We start from the raw sequence: 20449 nt of genomic DNA on the forward strand, positions 1-20449 counted from the left end.
CACCTTCGGGTGCTTTTTTATGGCACAGATCAAGACGTAATTCCACAGAGCTAAACTGGTAGAAAATACGAAGAGTCGTTACATAGCATTTACCAAAGCAACAATTTTGATAAAGTTTCTCTTCATTATTCTTCCTATATGTTTCGCTAAAGTGAAATCAAGACGAAATGAACATACTCTTAGGAGTCTAAAAATGAAAATCAAATCAATTTTAATGAGTACTGTAATTGCAACTTCTGCATTAACAATGACGACTACATACGCAGGCAATAGTACGAATACAGCACTGACTTCTGCGCTTGGTGGTGTAGTCGGTGCCGCAATTGGTAACCAAATGGGTGGACAAACTGGTGCTATGATTGGTTCTGCCATTGGCGGTGGTGCAGGTGCAGCCGCTTCAGCCAACAAACGTGACCGTAATGGCGCAATCATTGGTGCAGCACTTGGCGGTGCAGGTGGTTATACAGTAGGTAAAAACATGGGTGGCACCAATGGTGGTTATATTGGTGCGGGCTTAGGTTCAGCAGGTGGTGCCGTTCTCGGTAAAAAAGTCTCAGAAGACCGCCGTTACGATGATGAAGATGACCGTCGATATAATGATCGTTATGACCGTCGTGATAACAACCGTGGTTACCGCTACAATAACTATAAATACAATGATCGCGACTACCGTGGTGACAATGGTCGTCACTTAGGCTGGTACAAAAACGGTAAACGTTAAGTCATCTATAAAAATTTCCAAATAAAAAAGCACCTTCGGGTGTTTTTTTATTTAAGAAATAATCGCTGTCTCAAAAAGCTAAAGTACAACCGATCAGCAGCACAATTTGAATATGATCTTCTCATTCATTTTTAATGGTTGTATTAAATTTATCACTGTTGCAATTCAACATATTAGCGGCTGATTTATCGTGCAGACAGAACACATCGAATAAAAACGATATACAAAACCCTGCTTATATCGTATTATTTCGATATACACCGCAAATTTGAGAAGCCGAATGCGCACATTGTCCGAAACTCAATTTTCTATTTTAGAATTAGCTCCTGTCCGCGAAGATCAAACTGTACAACTCACCCTACAGCATAGCTTAAAATTGGCCCAACAAGCTGAACGTTTAGGCTATAGCCGACTTTGGCTTGCAGAACATCATAATATGGATGGTATTGCCAGCTCTGCTACTGCGGTGCTACTCGGCTATTTACTCGCGAATACCTCAACTTTAAAAGTCGGCTCAGGTGGCATTATGCTCCCAAACCATGCGCCACTTGTGGTAGCAGAACAATTCGGTACACTTGCTACACTCTACCCGCATCGTGTTGAGTTAGGTTTAGGTCGCGCACCCGGTACAGACCAAGTCACCATGCGCGCATTACGTCGTGGTCGTCAAGAAACTGAAGAACAATTCCCACAAGATGTCTTAGAAATTCTGCATTACTTTAAAGATGCTGAACCGAATCAACGTATTGTTGCAACGCCAGGACAAGGGACTCATGTGCCCGTATGGTTACTCGGTTCAAGTTTATTTAGCGCACAACTCGCAGCAAAACTCGGTCTTCCCTACTCATTCGCATCACACTTTGCACCGCGCATGCTGAAACAAGCGATTCAGCTCTATCGTGAAAACTTTGAACCTTCTGAATACTTATCGAAACCTTATGTGTCGATGGGTGTCCCTACGGTCGTTGCTGAAACTGATGCTGAAGCGGAGTTCTTGGCAACAAGTGCCTATCAACGTGTTTTAGGTCTAATGCGCGGTCAAAGCTTAAAGTTAAAAGCACCTATTGAAAGCATGGACGGCCTTTGGTCAGCTGCGGAAAAAATGTCCGTAGACAGTTTCTATGCTATGGCACAAATTGGTTCAAATGGCACCGTAAAAGAAGGCTTGAAACAACTTCTTTTAGAATATGATGTCGATGAATTTATTTTCACTTGTGACATCTATGATACAGAGAAACGTTTAGAAAACTTTGAACGTTTAATGCAGATCAAAAATAGCTAAGCGGACGTGAACCTATTTGCCCAATGACTGTTCTATCGACATTCATTGGGCAAAATGAATACGACCCCTTTCCATCTCTGTCCATCCTTAAAAGCATAATCAAAATATGTTATCTCCTTAGACTAAAGTTAACGTGACTGCTCAGACAGTTAATCATTTTGCCTTTTTAGAGCAAAAACACTAAAAATAAAAGATTAAGGAAAAACTAAAAAAACAATTAAGGATCGAGCATGGTTAATTTACATCCAACAGATAGCCTATCGGGTTTATTTCAAAACCATCCCGAATATTTTCAGCATTTCAGAGGTCAACTGATTGCATCATCAGACATTAAACAGCATGATTTTAACCAACAACGTGTTGCGATTATTGGCACCAATCAGCACACGGTAAGTGGACTTGAGTCAATCTGTCAGGTGGCACAATCTGTTCGTGTTTTTCAAAATAAACCTCACTTCATTTTACCCAAAACAGAACGCGGGGTTCAGCGCTTAATCCAGCATCCATTAGTCATTAAAAACCGCCGATTATTTAGTACCCGTATTAAATGCCTATTGGCTTTACGTTTTTTAGAAACCCAAGTTGCTGACCCGTGGCTCAGACACCAACTTAAGCCTAATACTGCTGCCAATAAACTCAAATTCTTTAAGTCCGATTTCTACTACCATGCTTTACAGCGTGAAAACTGTAAATTGGTGACTTGGCCAATTGTGAAAATTCGAAAACATGATATCCAGAGTCTTGATGGTGCAGAACATCCAGTTGATGTGATTATTACCACCTATACACACTAGACATCACGTGGGTAAGCATTTTAGCTTGCCCTCTTTAATTCACTACACCTTGATATTGATAAGCTGACTTTCCACGTGTATAGCGCAAATACTGACCTGTTGGCTGACTATTTTGATTCAGTAATTTGATATCAACATACTTTAAATCTTTCGAAACCCGAATATACGAACCCTGACGCGCTTCATCATAATGACAGTCATAATCCACTTCTATCGAACTCAACTGCTTCTTATTTTTCGTCTGAAAAATTGGGGCTGGTGTCAAAGCTTGAGCATGCATTTTAAAGGCTTGAATTTGATATAGACCGTGGCAACTATCCCCTTTGTAATAGCTTTGCACCAAGTAAATCGGTTGCGTCCCCATTTTCACTTGATCAATATTTAAAATATAGCCCGTATTGATCGCTTGAAGCTTGCTAGACGGTCTCGATTTCATCTGTACATAGGATGAAAATTCACCCATAGTGCCACCACCGCCCACATCAAAGGTATAGAATTTAAGCAGTCGATCAGGTGAGCTATTAATCTTTAGTCTAAGATCTTCAGTTAATTTGGGGAAAGAATAAGCATAGCTTGCAGTATTTTTCTGGATTAAATCGACAATATCCTGTTCGATTTTTTGATTGACTTCATAAAAATCCAGTGCCGCATATTTTAAAATAATCACTTGTTCGGACTGCTGAATGGATATATTTTCTGCATAAAGTGTCATATTAAAAGAACTGAACAAAATAAGACTAAAAATGCATTTTGATATTATTTTCATATAATCTGATCTATATTTTTCTATTTATAGCGAAATTAATAAACAGTATAAAGCATCACCACGATGACCCTTTATACTGTCATCTCGATATCAACCAATGCGACGTTTTAGACCCGTCATTTGGAGTACACGAGTAGAAATTTCCTCAATTGACATTTCAGAGACATTTAAATATTTAATCCCCTCAGAAATATAGATCCCTTCAATGGCGCGTAGTTCCATTTGGCATTGACTAAAGCTTGCATAGCGACTATTCGCCTTACGTTCAGAGCGAATGGCAACCAAACGTTCAGCATCAATCATTAAACCAAACAGCTTATGCTTATGCGCTCGAAGTACTGCAGGTAAGCGGTTATCATCCAAGTCTTCTTCAGTCAGTGGGTAATTAGCAACACGAATTCCAAACTGTAATGACAAGTAAATCGAGGTCGGTGTTTTCCCCGAACGTGAAACCCCAATCAAAATCAAATCGGCCTTGTCATAGTGACGTGTACGTGCGCCATCATCGTTATCTAAGGCAAAATGCACCGCATCAATACGCGCTTTATAAGACTCAGAATCAGTCACAGCATGGGTCTGTCCGACTAAAGTTGTAGGCGGAGTGCCTAACTCTTCAGACAACTTACTTATAAGCCCCTCAAAAACATCAAGATTTACTGCATTTGCAGTATTAATAATATCCCGCACATACGGGTCAACCAATGTGTCAAACACCAATGGTTTTTGACCATCTTGTAATGCTCTTTGATTAATCTCAGCTACAACATTGGTCGCAGCTTCTTCTGAACTAATATAAGGAATAATATGAATGTCAAAGTCAACATTTGGAAACTGCGCCAATAGAGAGTGCCCAAGGGTTTCTGCGGTAATTGCAGTACCATCTGAAATAAAAAAAACACTCCGCTTAAACTGTTTACTTTCTGACATTAAAATTCTCCTTAAACATTTGTCTTAGTGCTATATAATCTTTATAGTAAACCGATCTTACATGACTGTCGCTTAGTAAAATCAAAAAGCTAAGTAGATTTGTTATAATCTGATGCCAAGATAGTGATTAAATACTGCAAAAGTGGAGTAACAACTTTGGAAGCGCGCGTAATTGGTCTAGAAAAATTAGGGAAACACGACGTTGAACTCGTAGGTGGGAAAAACTCATCTCTAGGTGAAATGATCAGCCACCTATCAAATGCAGGTGTATCTGTACCAGGTGGCTTTGCTACTACAGCTCAGGCATATCGTGAATTTCTCGAGCAAAGCGGCCTAAACGCTAAAATCAATGCAGAGCTAAAAACACTCAATGTTGATGATGTAAATGCTTTGGCTGAAACAGGTGCTAAAATTCGCCAATGGATTGTTGACACTCCACTTACAACAGAACTAGAAAAAGAAGTTCGTAAAGCATTTGAAGAACTTTCAAACGGCAACCCTGACATCGCGGTTGCCGTTCGTTCTTCTGCAACAGCAGAAGATTTACCAGATGCGTCTTTCGCAGGCCAACAAGAGACTTTCTTAAACATTCGCGGTATCGACAACGTTTTGATCGCGATCAAAGAAGTGTTTGCATCACTATATAACGACCGTGCAATCTCTTATCGCGTACACCAAAACTTTGCGCATGATGTGGTGGCTTTATCTGCTGGCATTCAACGTATGGTCCGTTCTGAAACGGGTGCAGCGGGTGTAATGTTCACTCTTGATACTGAATCTGGTTTCCGTGATGTCGTCTTCATCACTGCTTCTTATGGTTTGGGTGAAATGGTTGTTCAAGGTGCTGTCAACCCTGACGAATTCTACCTCTCTAAACCACTTTTAAATGCAGGCAAACACGCTGTATTACGTCGTAATTTGGGTTCTAAACACCAAAAAATGATTTATGGCGAAGAAGCATCTGCGGGTAAATCAGTTGTTGTGGTTGATGTTGAAAAGCAAGAGCGTCAACAATTTGCATTGAACGACCACGAACTTCAAGAACTTGCAAAACAAGCGCTCATCATTGAAAACCATTACGGTTCTCCAATGGACATCGAATGGGCAAAAGATGGTGATGACGGTCAAATTTATATCGTTCAAGCACGCCCTGAAACAGTGAAGAGCCGTGAAAACGTCGGCACAATGGAACGCTACCTTTTGAAACAAAAAGGTACAGTAATTTGTGAAGGTCGTTCAATTGGTCAACGTATCGGTTCTGGTAAAGTACGTATTGTTACGTCTATTAAAGAAATGGACAAAGTACAAGACGGTGACGTTCTTGTATCAGACATGACAGACCCAGACTGGGAACCAGTAATGAAACGTGCGGCTGCGATTGTCACTAACCGTGGTGGTCGTACTTGTCACGCTGCAATTATTGCGCGTGAACTGGGTGTTCCAGCAATCGTGGGTTGTGGTAATGCAACTGAAGTTCTAGTAGACGGTCAAGAAGTAACTGTTTCATGCGCTGAAGGTGATACAGGTTTCATCTATGAAGGTTCACTAGACTTCGAGATTCAAACCAATTCAATTGAATCTATGCCAGCACTTCCATTCAAAGTAATGATGAACGTTGGTAACCCTGACCGTGCATTTGACTTTGCACAAATTCCAAATGAAGGGATTGGTCTTGCGCGTCTTGAGTTCATCATTAACCGTATGATCGGTGTCCACCCTAAAGCATTGTTGAACATTGACAGCTTGCCACGTGAAACACGTGCTGCGGTCATGGCGCGTACTGCGGGTTATGCATCGCCAATCGAATTCTATGTTGAAAAACTAGTTGAAGGTATTTCTACCCTTGCTGCCGCATTCGCAGACAAGCCTGTGATTGTTCGTATGTCTGACTTTAAGTCAAATGAATATGCAAACTTGATCGGTGGTAAATTATACGAGCCTGAAGAAGAAAACCCAATGTTGGGCTTCCGTGGTGCAAGCCGTTATGTATCTGACAACTTCCGTGACTGCTTCGAGTTAGAATGTCGCGCGTTGAAAAAAGCACGTGACGAAATGGGCTTAACCAACATTCAAATCATGATTCCTTTCGTCCGTACTGTACACGAAGCAAAACGTGTCATCGAATTATTGGCTTTAAATGGTTTGAAACGTGGTGAAAATGGCCTGAAAGTAATCATGATGTGTGAGTTACCAACGAACGCATTATTGGCTGAACAGTTCCTTGAACACTTTGACGGCTTCTCTATCGGCTCAAACGACTTAACCCAGTTAACACTCGGTCTAGATCGTGACTCTGGTATCGTATCTCACCTATTTGATGAACGTGATCCAGCTGTTAAAGCGCTTCTATCTATGGCAATTCATGCATGCCGCAAAGCAGGTAAATATGTGGGTATCTGTGGCCAAGGTCCTTCAGATCACCCAGATCTTGCGCAATGGCTCATGGAACAAGGCATCGAATCTGTATCACTAAATCCTGACTCAGTATTAGACACATGGTTCTTCCTTGCAGCAGAAAAAGTTCAAAAATCTTAATTTTTTGATGCGATAAAAAAAAGACCCTTTCACGGGTCTTTTTTTATGCCGACTACTTTTAGGTGTCGTCATTAAAATAAGCCCCTTTATACAAAGCTTCAGCTAAATTCAGCATTCATATATCAACATCTTGATTTAGCAAAGATCGTATTGCGATAAAACTAGAAGAAGCGGCTCATTCCTTGCTACACTGTCATAAGTTTTGTGTATCTTTGGTTAATTTCATCTTGAATTTTCCCAGACTATCCACAAGTTTTAACATAAGATTTTTCTATTTGTTTTTAATTTGAAAACAAATACATCTATTATTTTGACATCCCAATTTATATTTTGAGATTAAGTTTATATGCAGATTTTCTTGGCACGAAATAATCAACAAGCCGGTCCATATACCTTAGAGCAACTGAATCAGATGCTCGCAAGCCAACAAGTTTTATTAACGGATTTAGTTTGGCATCAAGGTATGCCTGAATGGAAAGCTTTAGGTGAACTCACCCAAGGAAAACTGGCCTATGAACCTGCAGGCTATCAAGCTCAGCCTCCTATTCCTGAACCAGTACAGCTGACAAACCAATTCGCACAGCAGAACCGTACGACTGCAAAAGCGGTTCAACCTGAACTTGCCTCTATTGGTACTCGTGTTTTGGCGAAAATTATTGATTTATTATTATGGTTACCTGCAGCTGCCATTCCCTCATTTTTCTTGCAAGCCGATCAGTTCGGTGAACTCACCGAAATTCAGCAGAAAATGCAAGCAGCTACAACGGCAACTCAAGCCAGTGAACTGCAAGCGCAACTATTTCAATTGATTCCCACTGAAGCTTGGACAAGCATGGGGATTTACTTGCTGATCATGCTTGGTATTCAAGCCTTTTTCTTGGCAAAAAACGGTCAAAGTATTGGCAAAAAAATCACCAAAATTAAAATTGTAGATATTGAAACCAACGAAAAAGTTAGTTTAATGCGTGTATTCACATTACGCAGTGTTGTCTTTATTGTGCTCAACATGCTATTTATGCCATTCATCACGATCGTCGATCACGTCTTTGGTTTAAGCGCAAAGCGTCAAACTTTGCACGATAAGCTGGCTAAAACCAAGGTTATTAAGCAATAATTTGGGCATATTCGGACTGAGGTTTAGCACACCTCTATTTTCCGCAGTATATTGATATTCAATATAAATATCTAAGGAAAAACACCCAATTCCGAGTAAAAAAATCGGTTTTTATAACAGTCATTTAAAGCATCTTTACGTATAGCTTAGTTTGTCGATATGAGGCATAATGCCCTACAACGTAGCGGTGTCTTATGATTGAGAAGTGTTTTTAGTCTTAAAAAGAAACTTTTCAATCATGCGACACTTTAATCGCTATCCCAATTTTATTAGGGAATGGGACTCTTCACCGAGGTTGTAAAATGAGACAAACGATTTTAGCTGTATTGTCTTTATCTACGATTGCCGCGCTCTTGACTGGGTGTGGCGGTGATATGGTACTTCTAAACTCGAAAGGTCCAGTTGCACAAGGTCAATCTGACTTAATGATGACTGCGATCTATTTAATGCTGTTGGTGGTTATTCCATCAATCATTATGGCATTATGGTTTGGTTGGAAATATCGCGCGTCGAATAAAGATGCAGACTATAAACCTACATGGGCACACTCTACTACAATTGAAATTGTAGTTTGGGGTATTCCTGTCATTATTATTGGTATTCTGGCGTGGTTAACTTGGTGGGGTTCACACAAGTATGACCCTTACCGCCCTATCGAATCCGATAAAGCACCTGTAAATGTTCAAGTCATTGCAGAACAGTTTAAATGGATCTTCATTTATCCTGATCTTAATATTGCTACGGTTAACGAAATTCGTTTCCCTGAAAAGACTCCAATTGCACTTAAATTAACTTCTAACTTTACGATGAACTCATTCTTCATCCCTTCGTTAGGCGGTCAAATTTATGCAATGGCAGGTATGCAGACTCACTTGAATTTGTTAGCAGATGGAACTAGCCCAGCTGAAGGCTACCGCGGTTTCTCTTCAAACTATTCAGGTTATGGCTTCTCGCAAATGCGCTTCCGTGCTCACTCTTTAACAGACGCTCAATTCGCTGAATGGGTTGCTGCTATTAAAGCAGGTAACGGTACAAGCATTAATCCAAAAGCTGTACAAAAAACAATTTTAGATCAGTCTGAATTTGCATCTTTACGTGACGGTAACCGTGGTAAGCATCAAATTGAAGCTTTAATTGCAAAAGCAAAAACTCCTGAAGAGAAGGCTGCTGCTGAAGCAATGAAGCCTTACCCAACTAAGCCACATCCAGTGACTTACTACTCTTCTGTAGAGCAAGGCTTGTTTGAATCAGTGATCAACAAATACATGAGCAACTATCACGGTGCTGATCATTCAGCAACTGCGGGTGCTCACGGGGCTGCTGCTTCTGAAGCACATGCCGCAGTTGAACCTGCTTCATCAGTTGTAGGGGAATAAGACATGAGCTTCTTAGGTAAGTTAGGTCCGGACGCTATTCCGTATGATCCAATTGTACTGGTAACAGTTGCAATGATGATCTTAGGTGGCATCGCAGTTGTTGCTGGTGTTACCTACTTTAAAAAATGGAGCTACTTGTGGAACGAATGGTTCACATCGGTAGACCATAAAAAAATTGGTATTATGTATCTAATTGTATCAATCATCATGCTTGTGCGTGGTTTTGCTGATGCATTTATGATGCGTTTACAACTTTTCCTCGCTCGTGGTGGCGGTGAAGGTTATTTACACCCAGAACACTACGATCAGATCTTCACCGCTCACGGTGTGATCATGATCTTCTTCGTAGCAATGGGTCTTGTTGTAGGCTTAATGAACATCTCTGTACCTCTTCAAATTGGTGCACGTGACGTTGCCTTCCCATTATTGAACTCACTCAGCTTCTGGTTATTTGCTGGTGCTGTTGGTTTGATGATGGCATCGCTTGCAATTGGTGAATTCGCTGCTACAGGTTGGATGGCATACCCTCCTCTTTCAGGTATCGAATACTCTCCAGGTGTGGGTGTGGATTACTATATCTGGGCACTTCAGATTTCCGGTTTAGGTACGCTCTTAACAGGTGTTAACTTCTTCGTTACCATCATTAAAATGCGTGCGCCTGGTATGTCGCTTATGGACATGCCGATCTTTACTTGGACATCTTTGTGTACAGCAGTATTGATCATTGCGTCATTCCCAGTGTTAACAGCAACCATTGCAATGTTAACGCTTGACCGTTACTTCGGTTTCCACTTCTTTACAAACGACATGGGTGGTAGCCCAATGTTGTACGTAAACTTGATTTGGACATGGGGTCACCCAGAAGTTTACATCTTAGTATTACCAGCATTTGGTATTTACTCAGAAGTTGTAGCGACGTTCTCTCGTAAAACGTTGTTCGGTTACAAATCAATGGTGTATGCAACTATCGCGATCACAGTACTTGCGTTCGTGGTATGGGTTCACCACTTCTTTACTATGGGTGCTGGTGCCAACGTGAACGCGTTCTTTGGTATCATGACCATGGTGATTGCGATTCCTACTGGTGTGAAGATCTTCTCTTGGTTATTCACCATGTATAAGGGTCGTATCAGCTTCACAACACCAATGCTATGGACACTTGGCTTCCTTGTGACTTTCGGTATCGGTGGTTTAACAGGTGTATTAATGGCAGTTCCACCAGCGGACTTCTTGGTACATAACTCGTTATTCCTTATCGCTCACTTCCATAACGTAATTATTGGTGGTGTAGTATTCGCAATGTTCGCAGGTATCATTTTCTACTGGCCAAAAATGTTTGGTTGGAAGCTCAATGAAGCTTGGGGTAAAGCTGCGTTCTGGTTCTGGTTCTTTGGTTTCTATTTTGCGTTCATGCCGCTTTATATCCTTGGTTTCATGGGTATGACTCGTCGTTTGAACACTTATGACAACCCAGAATGGGACCCGTACATCGCTATTGCATTCTTCGGTTCAATTTTAGTCGCGCTTGGTATTGCATGTTTCATTATGCAAATTGTTGTTGGTTTCCTACAACGCAACGACCATCTCGACCTTACAGGCGATCCATGGGATTCTCGTACGCTTGAATGGGCGACTTCGTCTCCTGCTCCGTTCTATAACTTTGCTCATGTTCCAAAGATCAATGGTATTGATACCTTCTGGAATGACAAAGAAAACGGTGTGGCTTATGCGAAACCAACGTCGTACGAAGACATCCACATGCCAACGAATCGTGCTGCCGGCTTTGTTATTGCAATGTTCATTACTGTGATGGGCTTTGGCTTAATCTGGCATATCTGGTGGTTGGTTGCTGTGACTTTCATCGCTGCTATTATCAGCTTCATCACTTCTTCATTCACGAAGAAGGTGGACTACTATGTTCCTGCTGCTGAAGTTGAGCGTATTGAGAATGAACGTTACGCGATTCTTGAAAAACACTTGAAGAAGGACTAAGACAATGGCTGACGTACTTCATCACGAAAACCACGGACACGATGAGCATCATCACCACGATGATACGGATATCACCGTCTTTGGTTTTTGGACTTATTTGATGAGTGACTTGATCTTATTCGGTACACTCTTCATTGCATTCGCTGTATTAAGTAGCCATGTACCTATGGGTACACCAAGTGCAAAAGAACTATTTGGTGAGTCTTTAGGTTTCGTTTTAACTGAAACTTTTGCTCTCTTGATCTCTTCTGTGACTTTTGGTTTTGCGGTTCTTGCTGCATACAAAAAGAACGTCAACCAAGTGTTAGCTTGGTTAGCGATCACTTGGTTATTCGGTGCTTCATTCATCGGTATGGAACTATATGAGTTTCATCACTTAGTTCATGCTGGCCATGGTCCAAGCGTGAGTGCGTTCTTATCGTCGTTCTTTACTTTAGTAGGTACGCACGGTATTCACGTAACTTCTGGCTTAGTCTGGATGATCGTGTTAATGATTCAAATCAAGAAAAATGGTTTGACTCTTCCAAACACGCGCCGCCTTGCTTGCCTAAGCTTGTTCTGGCACTTCCTTGACATCGTTTGGATCTGTGTATTCAGCGTAGTTTACTTGATGGGAGTTCTATAATGAGTCACGATCATAACTCTGCTGGTGCTTCACACGGTAACACGAAGCAATATACGATTGGTTTCATCCTTTCAGTTATCCTCACCGTAATTCCATTCGGTATGGTTATGACTGGCGGTTTTGGCCGTGGTATTTTGATGACTGTTATTGCAATTACAGCGGCTGCTCAGGTTCTTGTTCAATTAGTTTACTTCTTGCACATGAACTCATCTTCAGAGCAACGTTGGAACGTGATTGCATTTATCTATACAGTACTTTGTATTGCCGTACTTCTGGTTGGCTCTGTATGGATTATGAACTACTTACACTACAACATGATGATCTAAACTGGTTGTCATGCTGAAAAAGTATTTATTCCTGACTAAACCAGGAATTCTCTTTGGTAACTTCGTTACCACTCTGGGCGGCTTCTTTTTAGCCGCTCAGGGGTCTGTAGATTTCCTTCTTCTTATCATCACACTACTTGGTACAACATTAGTTGTTGCTTCTGGCTGTGTCGTCAATAACGTCATTGATCAAGATATTGATCAAAAGATGGAACGGACGATGAACCGTGCATTAGTTAAAAAAACCATCAGTCCTTCCGTTGCTCTAGCATTTTCTGCTGCGCTCGGAATATTGGGCTTTGCCCTACTCTGGTTCTTTGTAAATGCCTATGCCTTTGGCTTTGCTGTACTTGGTTTCGTGGTTTATGTGATTTTTTATAGTCTATGGAGCAAACGTACATCTATTCACCAAACCGTGATTGGAAGTATTTCTGGTGCTAGTCCACCAGTGATCGGTTATACAGCTGTGACCAATGAATTTGATGTTGCCGCATTACTAATTTTCTTAGCATATGCACTTTGGCAAATGCCTCATTCATGGGGAATTGCGGTATACCGCTTTAATGACTATAAAAATGCAGGCATTCCAATTTTACCTGTCGCACGTTCAATTTTTCGTACAAAAGTTGAAAGCTTGATTTATGTCTTGCTGTTTGCTGCGGTGTTAAATGGTTTGTATTGTTTTGGCTATACCAATGTGTTTTTCCTCATCACTTTTAATGCACTTTGTGCTTATTGGGTGTATTTATCACTGATTGGTTTTAAAGCCGAAGATGATCAATTATGGGCGAAACGCTATTTCTTATATTCAGTGATTTTAATTACCGCATTAAGTTTTAGTTTTAGTTTTAGCTACGTCTCACCTGCTCCACATTTGCCACTGTTTTAAAAAAGATAGAGTTCTCTCTATCTTTTTTATTTCAACTTATTTAATATTTAAGTCTAATCTTTAAATTGTTACTATAGCAGGCACAACAATAACTCATGCACTGCAATCAAAATGCCATCACAATTCTTAAAAAAATCTATTTTTATTGGTTTGTTTCCTATCAGTCTTGCTTATAGCACGCACAGTTTTTCTGGTTTTGATGTTTCTTGCTACCCATCGACCAACATCCAAACCAATGCCTATACAGCCTGTGACAATTTACCAGCACTCACGCCTGCTAATGACAACCAAACCAATATGCTTCTACTCCTGAGCGACATGGGGTTGGCCAAATTGAATTTTAATCAACCAAATAGCCCGCTTTGGGAAACCGAATATAGCAACGTACCATTTGCGGCTAAAACACTGTTTGAAAGTGTAACCAATAAACGCCCCAATGCTCGCTTAAAACCAAGTAATGAAAAGACACCCTACCAAGAACATTGCTCTAGTTTAGACAATGGTTCGGATCAATTTACACAGCAGGTAAAAGCCGACAAAAATCTCAGCAAAGCGGAAAAAGATTTACTGATTCAAAAAAGACAAAATATCTCGGCCTGCGACCGTGATCTAGCCCTCATTCAAGTTAATCCGAACTGGTCAATTCAAGCACGTCAATATGCGTCTTATCTAAATGCAACCATTGCCTTTTACAATAGTAACTTTTCCATAGCAACTAAAATTTACTCAGTATTAACTACGGTTGATCATCCTTGGATCCAAGAAACCTCTCAATATATGTTGATTCGTAGCAGCCTCAATGAAAGCTACCAATCTGGAGTTGGTAAATATGGTGACTTAAAAATAGATAAAGTAGATCAGACTTTACTCAAAAATACCTATGAGCATATCGCTACATATTTCAAGCGTTTTCCCAATGGAAAATATGCAGCCAGCGCACGTGGTTTGCTGCGTCGTTGTTATTGGCTAAGTGGCAATACCGAACTCTTAACCAACGAGCTCGCATGGCAAATCAATCATCCAGAGTCGAAATACTATAATTTAGAACTCGATAATCTAGTTTTCGAAATGGATCGCCATGTTTTTCAAAGCCGCTCATTCAATGCAAAAAATTTAAAAGATCCCTTCTTTCTAGCCATTTCAGATTTAATGCAAATGCGTCAGGCAACATCGGCAGAAGCTAAAATCTTGAGCTGGTCTGAACTCAACAACCAAAAAACACGATTTAAGAGTCAGCCAGAACTGTTCCAATACCTACAAGCCAATCACTTATTCTTTGTACAGAATAAGCCAGCCGAAGCTTTAAAATATTTGCCAGAACATTCCTCAAATTCAACCAATAGTTACCTGCAACTCAGTCAAATACTGTTAAAAGGTCGTATTTTAGAAAAACTCGGACAAACTCAAAATGCCCAGCAATATTGGGAAAATTGGTTAGACCGAGCTAAAACAATCGAACAGCGTGGTTTATTTGAGCTGATGTTGTATCCACATTATGCCCAACAGCAAAATGCCAGCGCTTTTATCAGCGCAGATGCTAAAATCAAACAAGCTTCATTGCAAAAAAGCTTTATTGAAAATGAAGCCAATGAAAAAAGCTTAATGCACATCATTCAGACTAAAACATCAAGTACTGACCAAAAAAATTTAGCCTTGTATAAAGCTTTGCAAAATTCATTAATTCATCAAAACTATAAGCTGTTTAATCAAGGCTTTGTACTGCTACCACAAGACGCAGCAAAGTATAAATATGATTCGGAAACATATACGAACTATAAAAATCAGCCACCCTTCAGTGATTTCATTTGGACAGGAACAAAAATCACTGCGCAGATTCAATGCCCTGACTTATTCAACCTGACTCAAAAACTGGAAAATTCACCTCAAGATTTAAAACTCCAACTGTGTCTGGGTGAATATGCACGCTCGCCTCAAGGCTACAACATCACTTATGTCACCGCTTTAGAAAAAGAAACCGCTCGCTTCCAAGGTACAATTTTTACCCGTGGCCAAGTGTATAAAGACATTATCAAATCCAGTTCTATACCCGATTTAAAAGCTTATGCACTTTATCGCTCAATCATGTGTTATTCACCAAGCGGAATGAATGACTGTCAGGATGCAGAAGTTGCTAAATCCACCCGTAAACAATGGTTCGATCAAATGAAACAAGACTATCCAAATACCTCTTGGGCACAATCTTTAAAGTATTACTGGTAAGATTCATGATAAAGCAGTTTTTTTCATTTGGCCTAATGTTGATCTGTATGTTGGGCATCATGGCTTGTCAGCCAAGTCAGTCAGCTTCAACATTAACATCTGGTCAAGTAAATGCCGAAGACTATGATTCATTTTGGGTTTGGGGCAACATTTCATCAGCCCCTTATCTCAAAACAGCCAAAGAAATTTATATATTACAGGGTGAAGTTCGTCTACATCCGCAAACTCATCATTCATACCTCATTCCACAAGGGGTGCAGGTTTTAAATATTCCTCAACAAAAGGTGTGGCTGGTTTTTCGTAATTATCATTTAAACTGGCAAGGCCATGAGCTTACACAAATTTTAAAACGCGTTCAGCAATGGGAAAATGCAGGGAATCATATTCAAGGCATACAAATTGATTTCGATGCCAAAACCAAACACATTCACCAATATGCCCTATTTTTAAGCCAATTAAGAAAACAATTGCCTCAACACTATCAACTCAGTATCACAGGTTTAATGGACTGGACCAATGTCACAAATCAGGAGACGTTAAAGCTCCTCAATAACACCATCAATGAGTTGGTTATCCAAACTTATCAAGGCTCAACGACCATACCCAATTATGCAGCTTATCTAAAGAAAGTTTCAGCACTGAAACTTCCTTATAAAATTGGCATCGTTCAACACGGTGAGTGGCGAAGCCCGCCAAAGCTTGCGAATGATACAAACTTTAAAGGTTATGTGGTCTTCCTTTTACGCTCAAAACCTCAAAATAATTAGGGCTTTTTAAGAGAAGTCCTTGAATTTGGCGAGCAAAGTCTCTAAAATTCCCCTTCGCATCTAATGCGACACAACCTTGGTTGTGACTCCTTGCTTCTAACAATTATGTTAGGGGCTGTATAATCCGTAAGGAGCTGACAATGCGTCACTACGAAATCGTACTTCTGGTACACCCAGATCAAAGCGATCAAGTTGTGGGTATGGTAGAACGTTACCTAACTCACATCAAAGAAGCTGAAGGTCAAATCCACCGTCTTGAAGACTGGGGCCGTCGTCAATTGGCTTACCCAATCAACAAGATCCACAAAGCTCACTACATTCTTATGAATGTTGAGTGTGGTCAAACTACTCTTGATGAGTTGGAAGAATTGTTCCGTTACAACGATGCAATTATTCGTAGCTTAATCATCCGTCGTGAAAACGCTATCACTGAAGAGTCACTATTGGCTAAGAGTGCTGAAGAAAAACGTGCGCGTAAAGCTCAACGTGAAGAAGCACAACAAGCTCAAGACTCTGCTGAAGCATAAGGAGAACATCAATGGCACGTTTTTACCGTCGTCGCAAGTTCTGCCGCTTTACAGCTGAGAACGTTACGTACATCGACTACAAAGATATCGACACTTTAAAACAGTACATCACTGAAAACGGCAAGATTGTTCCTAGCCGTATTACAGGTACTAAAGCTCGTTACCAACGTCAATTAGCGCTTGCTATTAAACAAGCTCGCTACTTGTCTTTGATCCCTTACACTGACAATCATAAGTGAGGTTGAGCTGTGGATATTATCTTATTACAACGCATTAAAAACCTTGGTAAATTAGGCGATAAAGTTTCAGTTAAAGCTGGTTACGGCCGTAACTACCTTATCCCTCAAGGTCAAGCAGTTGCAGCTACTGAAGCTAACACTGCTGCTTTTGAAGCTCGTCGTGCTGAACTTGAGAAACAAGAAGCTGAAATTTTAGCTGCTGCTCAAGCACGTGCTGACCAATTGAACGAAGTTAACATCGTGATCACTGCTAAAGCTGGTGACGAAGGTAAACTATTCGGTTCTATCGGTACTCGTGACATCGCTGACGCGTTAACAAATGCTGGTCTTACAGTTGACCGTGCAGAAGTTCGTTTACCGAACGGTGCACTTCGTCACACTGGCGAATTCAACATCGCAATCCAATTGCACCATGATGTTGTTGCTGAAGTTCTCGTTACTATCGTATCTGAGTAATTTCTTGCAAAAAAAAGAGCATGCCTTGGCATGCTCTTTTTTTATCTCTATCAAAAAGCCATTTTTTACACAGTCCTATTTAGGCTTCCAAAATCCATTTTTAACATGATGGTTTTTATCCATAACACAGTTTTTCAATTCAACACACAGCACGCACATTTTTTGGTAAAGTGCATATTGCTGATCAACTGAAATTTTAAAAAAAATTTCAGTGAAATTGACTTTTGTTTCAACATTTACTGCATTAAAAATCAGGGCGTTATATGTCACAGGCGACTGCCACTGCTCAAAAGAGCTCATCGAAACAAGACAATAAACCGAATGAGTCAGGGCAACTGAAAGAATTCCGCACGCCTCCGCACAATTTAGCATTAGAACAAGCTGTTCTTGCCGCGCTAATGACGGTTGCTGAGTCCTTTGAACAAGTCGGCGATGTACTTACTGAAAATGACTTCTATGCAACACGCCACAAGTATATTTTCCGTGCAATTGCACAACTTTCTAAAGACAGCTCCCCCTATGACGCTGTTTTAGTGCATGATTGGCTCACCACACAAAACCTACTCGATGCTGTAGGCGGTGAAGAATATCTAATGCAACTGATGGCAGACTCCCCTTCCAGTTTCTATAACATGGAAACTTATGCCACCAAGATTAAAGAGTTTTCAACTTTACGCAGCATGATTAAAGTCAGCTCTGAGATTCTACAAAATGCCTATGACACCAAAGGTCGTAGTGTCAGTGAAATTTTAGATTTGGCAGAAACCAATATTTTCTCATTGGCTGAACAACACAATAACAATGCGAAGGCACAAGGCCCGAAAGCTATCAACACCGTTGTAGCAGATGTTTTTGATAAGTTAAATGAACTGTCTCAGATGGAAGGTAGCATCACTGGTTTAACCACAGGTTTTGTTGAACTAGACAATAAAACATCAGGTATGCAAGCAGGAGACTTGATCATTGTCGCAGCACGTCCCTCAATGGGTAAAACCACCTTTGCAATGAATTTAGTGGAAAGTGTGCTATTTAATAATGACTTACCTGCTCTGGTTTATTCCATGGAAATGCCAGCAGATTCGATTGCTATGCGTTTGATTTCTTCTTATGGGAAAGTGCATCAAGGGCATTTGCGTGCGGGCAAACTTGATGGGGATGAATGGTCTAAAGTTACGGGCACTATTTTGCAACTGCAAGAAAAAAAGCTCTATATTGATGACTCCTCTGCACTTCCCCCAACAGAAGTTCGTGCGCGTGCACGTCGTATTGCGAAACAGCACGATGGTAAATTGGGCTGTATCATGGTCGACTATTTACAGTTGATGAAAGTGCCTGGCATGGGTGATAACCGCGTAGGCGAGATTTCGGAAATTTCACGAAGCTTAAAAGCCCTAGCCAAAGAAATGATGTGCCCTGTGATCGCACTATCTCAGCTTAACCGTTCTCTTGAGAACCGTCCCAACAAGCGCCCCGTAATGTCGGATTTACGTGAATCTGGTGCGATCGAGCAGGATGCCGACTTAATCATGTTCATTTACCGTGACGAAGTCTATAACAAAGAGTCCAAAGAAGCAGGCACAGCGGAAATCATTATTGGTAAACAGCGTAACGGACCTATTGGTACCGTACGACTTGCCTTTGAAGGCCAATATACCCGCTTTAGTAATCTATCCCCTGAGTTTTATGCTCAGTACGATGATGAAGAATAGTTAATGCTTCATCATCGCCTTTCCATGACCCTGTAGGAGTAATGAGGGTGCGTCAAGCAACAGTTTATATTGACAGTACAGCACTGCAATATAATTTAAACCGTGTCAAACAACTTGCCCCAAACGCGAAAATCGTCAGCATGGTCAAAGCCAATGCTTATGGACACGGAGTCAAAGACTGTTTAGCAGCCTTAAGTGAAACAGACGCCTTTGGTGTCGCCTGTTTAGAAGAAGCACTGGAAATTCGTGCACTCGGTTTTGAGCAACCGATTACCCTGATTGAAGGGGTTTTCACGGCCGATGAAATGTCGAGTGTCATCGAACAAAAGCTTGAATGCGTAATTCACCATTCACAACAAGTCGATTGGTTACTCGCGCATAAAACTGCATATATCGAAAACAAGCTTAAAGTGTGGGTCAAACTCAACAGCGGTATGAACCGTTTAGGTTTTAAAGTTGCTGAAATTATAGATGTAATCAACACACTGAAAGCCGAAGGCTTTACATGTGTACTGGCTATGCACTTTGCGAATGCTGATAGCGAGCAGCACCCACTGAATGACCAACAGCGAGAACAATTCCTACAGGTTAAAAATGCCTGTGCTCCGATCCTCGCATCTTGTTGTAATTCGGCTGCTATTTTTAAATGGCCAGAACTTAATTTTGATTTTGTCCGTCCAGGCATCATGCTTTATGGCGCATCGCCTTTTGCCGATAAAAATGCACATGACTTGGACTTAAAACCTGTTATGACTTTCACAGCAGAAATCATTGCGTTGAATACCATTCAAGCAGGTGAAGCAGTTGGTTATGGTTCACATTTTGTCGCAAACAACAAAACTGAGCTGGCTATTGTGTCTATTGGTTATGGTGATGGCTACCCACGTGCATTTCCAAAGCAAAACTATGTTGCCATTAAAGGACAAACTGTCCCAGTGGTTGGACGTGTGGCAATGGACATGATTGCAATTGACGTGACTGGACTCAATGCTCAATTAGGCGCAAAAGTTGAACTTTGGGGTAATACCCGTTTAGTCGATGAAGTCGCTGAAGCCAATGGAACCATTGGTTATGAGTTGCTTTGCCGTTTAAGTAACCGCCCTACCCGCAAGCAAATCTAACAAAAAAGCCCAAGTTAAAACTTGGGCTTTTTTCAGTGCGAACCATCATCAACCTGAGCATCA

Annotated in this window: 19 protein-coding genes; 17 read left to right on the forward strand and 2 right to left on the reverse strand. The window is 40.9% G+C overall.

The window, feature by feature from the left end:
• The first annotated feature begins 193 nt into the window (after nt 1-193).
• The 3 genes from GBI16_RS05590 (at nt 194) to GBI16_RS05600 (ending at nt 2797) form a co-directional block, all read left to right on the forward strand.
• Complete coding sequence (locus tag GBI16_RS05590; protein ID WP_086207723.1) at nt 194-721, forward strand: hypothetical protein; 528 nt, start codon at nt 194-196, stop codon at nt 719-721.
• Between the two features lie 280 nt (nt 722-1001).
• On the forward strand, nt 1002-2003 hold the full coding sequence (locus tag GBI16_RS05595) for an LLM class flavin-dependent oxidoreductase (protein WP_086207724.1): 1002 nt from the start codon (nt 1002-1004) through the stop codon (nt 2001-2003).
• Nucleotides 2004-2233: 230 nt separating this feature from the next.
• On the forward strand, nt 2234-2797 hold the full coding sequence (locus GBI16_RS05600; RefSeq protein ID WP_151706698.1) for a flavoprotein: 564 nt from the start codon (nt 2234-2236) through the stop codon (nt 2795-2797).
• Nucleotides 2798-2831: 34 nt separating this feature from the next.
• Here GBI16_RS05600 and GBI16_RS05605 read toward each other — a convergent pair whose 3' ends face one another.
• Nucleotides 2832-3509, reverse strand: a complete 678-nt coding sequence (locus tag GBI16_RS05605; protein ID WP_228199370.1) for a hypothetical protein — start codon at nt 3507-3509, stop codon at nt 2832-2834.
• Between the two features lie 144 nt (nt 3510-3653).
• Nucleotides 3654-4490, reverse strand: coding sequence for a pyruvate, water dikinase regulatory protein (locus tag GBI16_RS05610; protein WP_086207727.1), 837 nt, complete (start codon nt 4488-4490; stop codon nt 3654-3656).
• A gap of 156 nt (nt 4491-4646) precedes the next feature.
• Between GBI16_RS05610 and ppsA the strand changes: the two genes are divergently transcribed.
• The 14 genes from ppsA to alr all read left to right on the forward strand — a co-directional run bounded on the left by ppsA (nt 4647) and on the right by alr (nt 20386).
• Complete coding sequence (ppsA, locus tag GBI16_RS05615) at nt 4647-7025, forward strand: phosphoenolpyruvate synthase (protein WP_119062902.1); 2379 nt, start codon at nt 4647-4649, stop codon at nt 7023-7025.
• A gap of 346 nt (nt 7026-7371) precedes the next feature.
• Complete coding sequence (locus tag GBI16_RS05620; protein ID WP_151706699.1) at nt 7372-8139, forward strand: RDD family protein; 768 nt, start codon at nt 7372-7374, stop codon at nt 8137-8139.
• Nucleotides 8140-8441: 302 nt separating this feature from the next.
• Complete coding sequence (gene cyoA / locus GBI16_RS05625) at nt 8442-9515, forward strand: ubiquinol oxidase subunit II (protein ID WP_086207730.1); 1074 nt, start codon at nt 8442-8444, stop codon at nt 9513-9515.
• A gap of 3 nt (nt 9516-9518) precedes the next feature.
• Nucleotides 9519-11507, forward strand: a complete 1989-nt coding sequence (gene cyoB, locus GBI16_RS05630) for a cytochrome o ubiquinol oxidase subunit I (protein WP_086207731.1) — start codon at nt 9519-9521, stop codon at nt 11505-11507.
• 4 nt (nt 11508-11511) lie between these two features.
• Complete coding sequence (gene cyoC, locus GBI16_RS05635) at nt 11512-12132, forward strand: cytochrome o ubiquinol oxidase subunit III (RefSeq protein ID WP_086207732.1); 621 nt, start codon at nt 11512-11514, stop codon at nt 12130-12132.
• Nucleotides 12129-12458 (forward strand): cytochrome o ubiquinol oxidase subunit IV, encoded by a 330-nt coding sequence (locus GBI16_RS05640; protein WP_171264398.1) that lies wholly within the window; start codon nt 12129-12131, stop codon nt 12456-12458. Before cyoC ends, GBI16_RS05640 begins: the two co-directional genes overlap by 4 nt.
• 10 nt (nt 12459-12468) lie before the next feature.
• Nucleotides 12469-13347: a heme o synthase gene (gene cyoE / locus GBI16_RS05645; protein ID WP_086207734.1), complete on the forward strand. Its 879-nt coding sequence runs from the start codon at nt 12469-12471 to the stop codon at nt 13345-13347.
• Nucleotides 13348-13458: 111 nt separating this feature from the next.
• A complete protein-coding gene (locus tag GBI16_RS05650; protein WP_119062903.1) occupies nt 13459-15567 on the forward strand; it encodes a hypothetical protein in 2109 nt (702 codons plus the stop codon).
• 5 nt (nt 15568-15572) lie between these two features.
• Complete coding sequence (locus GBI16_RS05655; RefSeq protein ID WP_086207735.1) at nt 15573-16334, forward strand: DUF3142 domain-containing protein; 762 nt, start codon at nt 15573-15575, stop codon at nt 16332-16334.
• A gap of 140 nt (nt 16335-16474) precedes the next feature.
• On the forward strand, nt 16475-16861 hold the full coding sequence (gene rpsF, locus GBI16_RS05660) for a 30S ribosomal protein S6 (protein WP_004696436.1): 387 nt from the start codon (nt 16475-16477) through the stop codon (nt 16859-16861).
• An 11-nt stretch (nt 16862-16872) separates the two neighbouring features.
• A complete protein-coding gene (rpsR, locus tag GBI16_RS05665; RefSeq protein ID WP_004278792.1) occupies nt 16873-17100 on the forward strand; it encodes a 30S ribosomal protein S18 in 228 nt (75 codons plus the stop codon).
• Nucleotides 17101-17109: 9 nt separating this feature from the next.
• Nucleotides 17110-17556: a 50S ribosomal protein L9 gene (rplI, locus tag GBI16_RS05670; RefSeq protein ID WP_086207736.1), complete on the forward strand. Its 447-nt coding sequence runs from the start codon at nt 17110-17112 to the stop codon at nt 17554-17556.
• 263 nt (nt 17557-17819) lie between these two features.
• On the forward strand, nt 17820-19265 hold the full coding sequence (gene dnaB / locus GBI16_RS05675; RefSeq protein WP_086207737.1) for a replicative DNA helicase: 1446 nt from the start codon (nt 17820-17822) through the stop codon (nt 19263-19265).
• A gap of 47 nt (nt 19266-19312) precedes the next feature.
• A complete protein-coding gene (gene alr, locus GBI16_RS05680) occupies nt 19313-20386 on the forward strand; it encodes an alanine racemase (RefSeq protein ID WP_110975236.1) in 1074 nt (357 codons plus the stop codon).
• The last annotated feature ends 63 nt before the right edge of the window (nt 20387-20449 follow it).

The organism is Acinetobacter sp. TUM15064, from assembly GCF_008980265.1.
In the GTDB taxonomy this organism is placed as follows: domain Bacteria; phylum Pseudomonadota; class Gammaproteobacteria; order Pseudomonadales; family Moraxellaceae; genus Acinetobacter.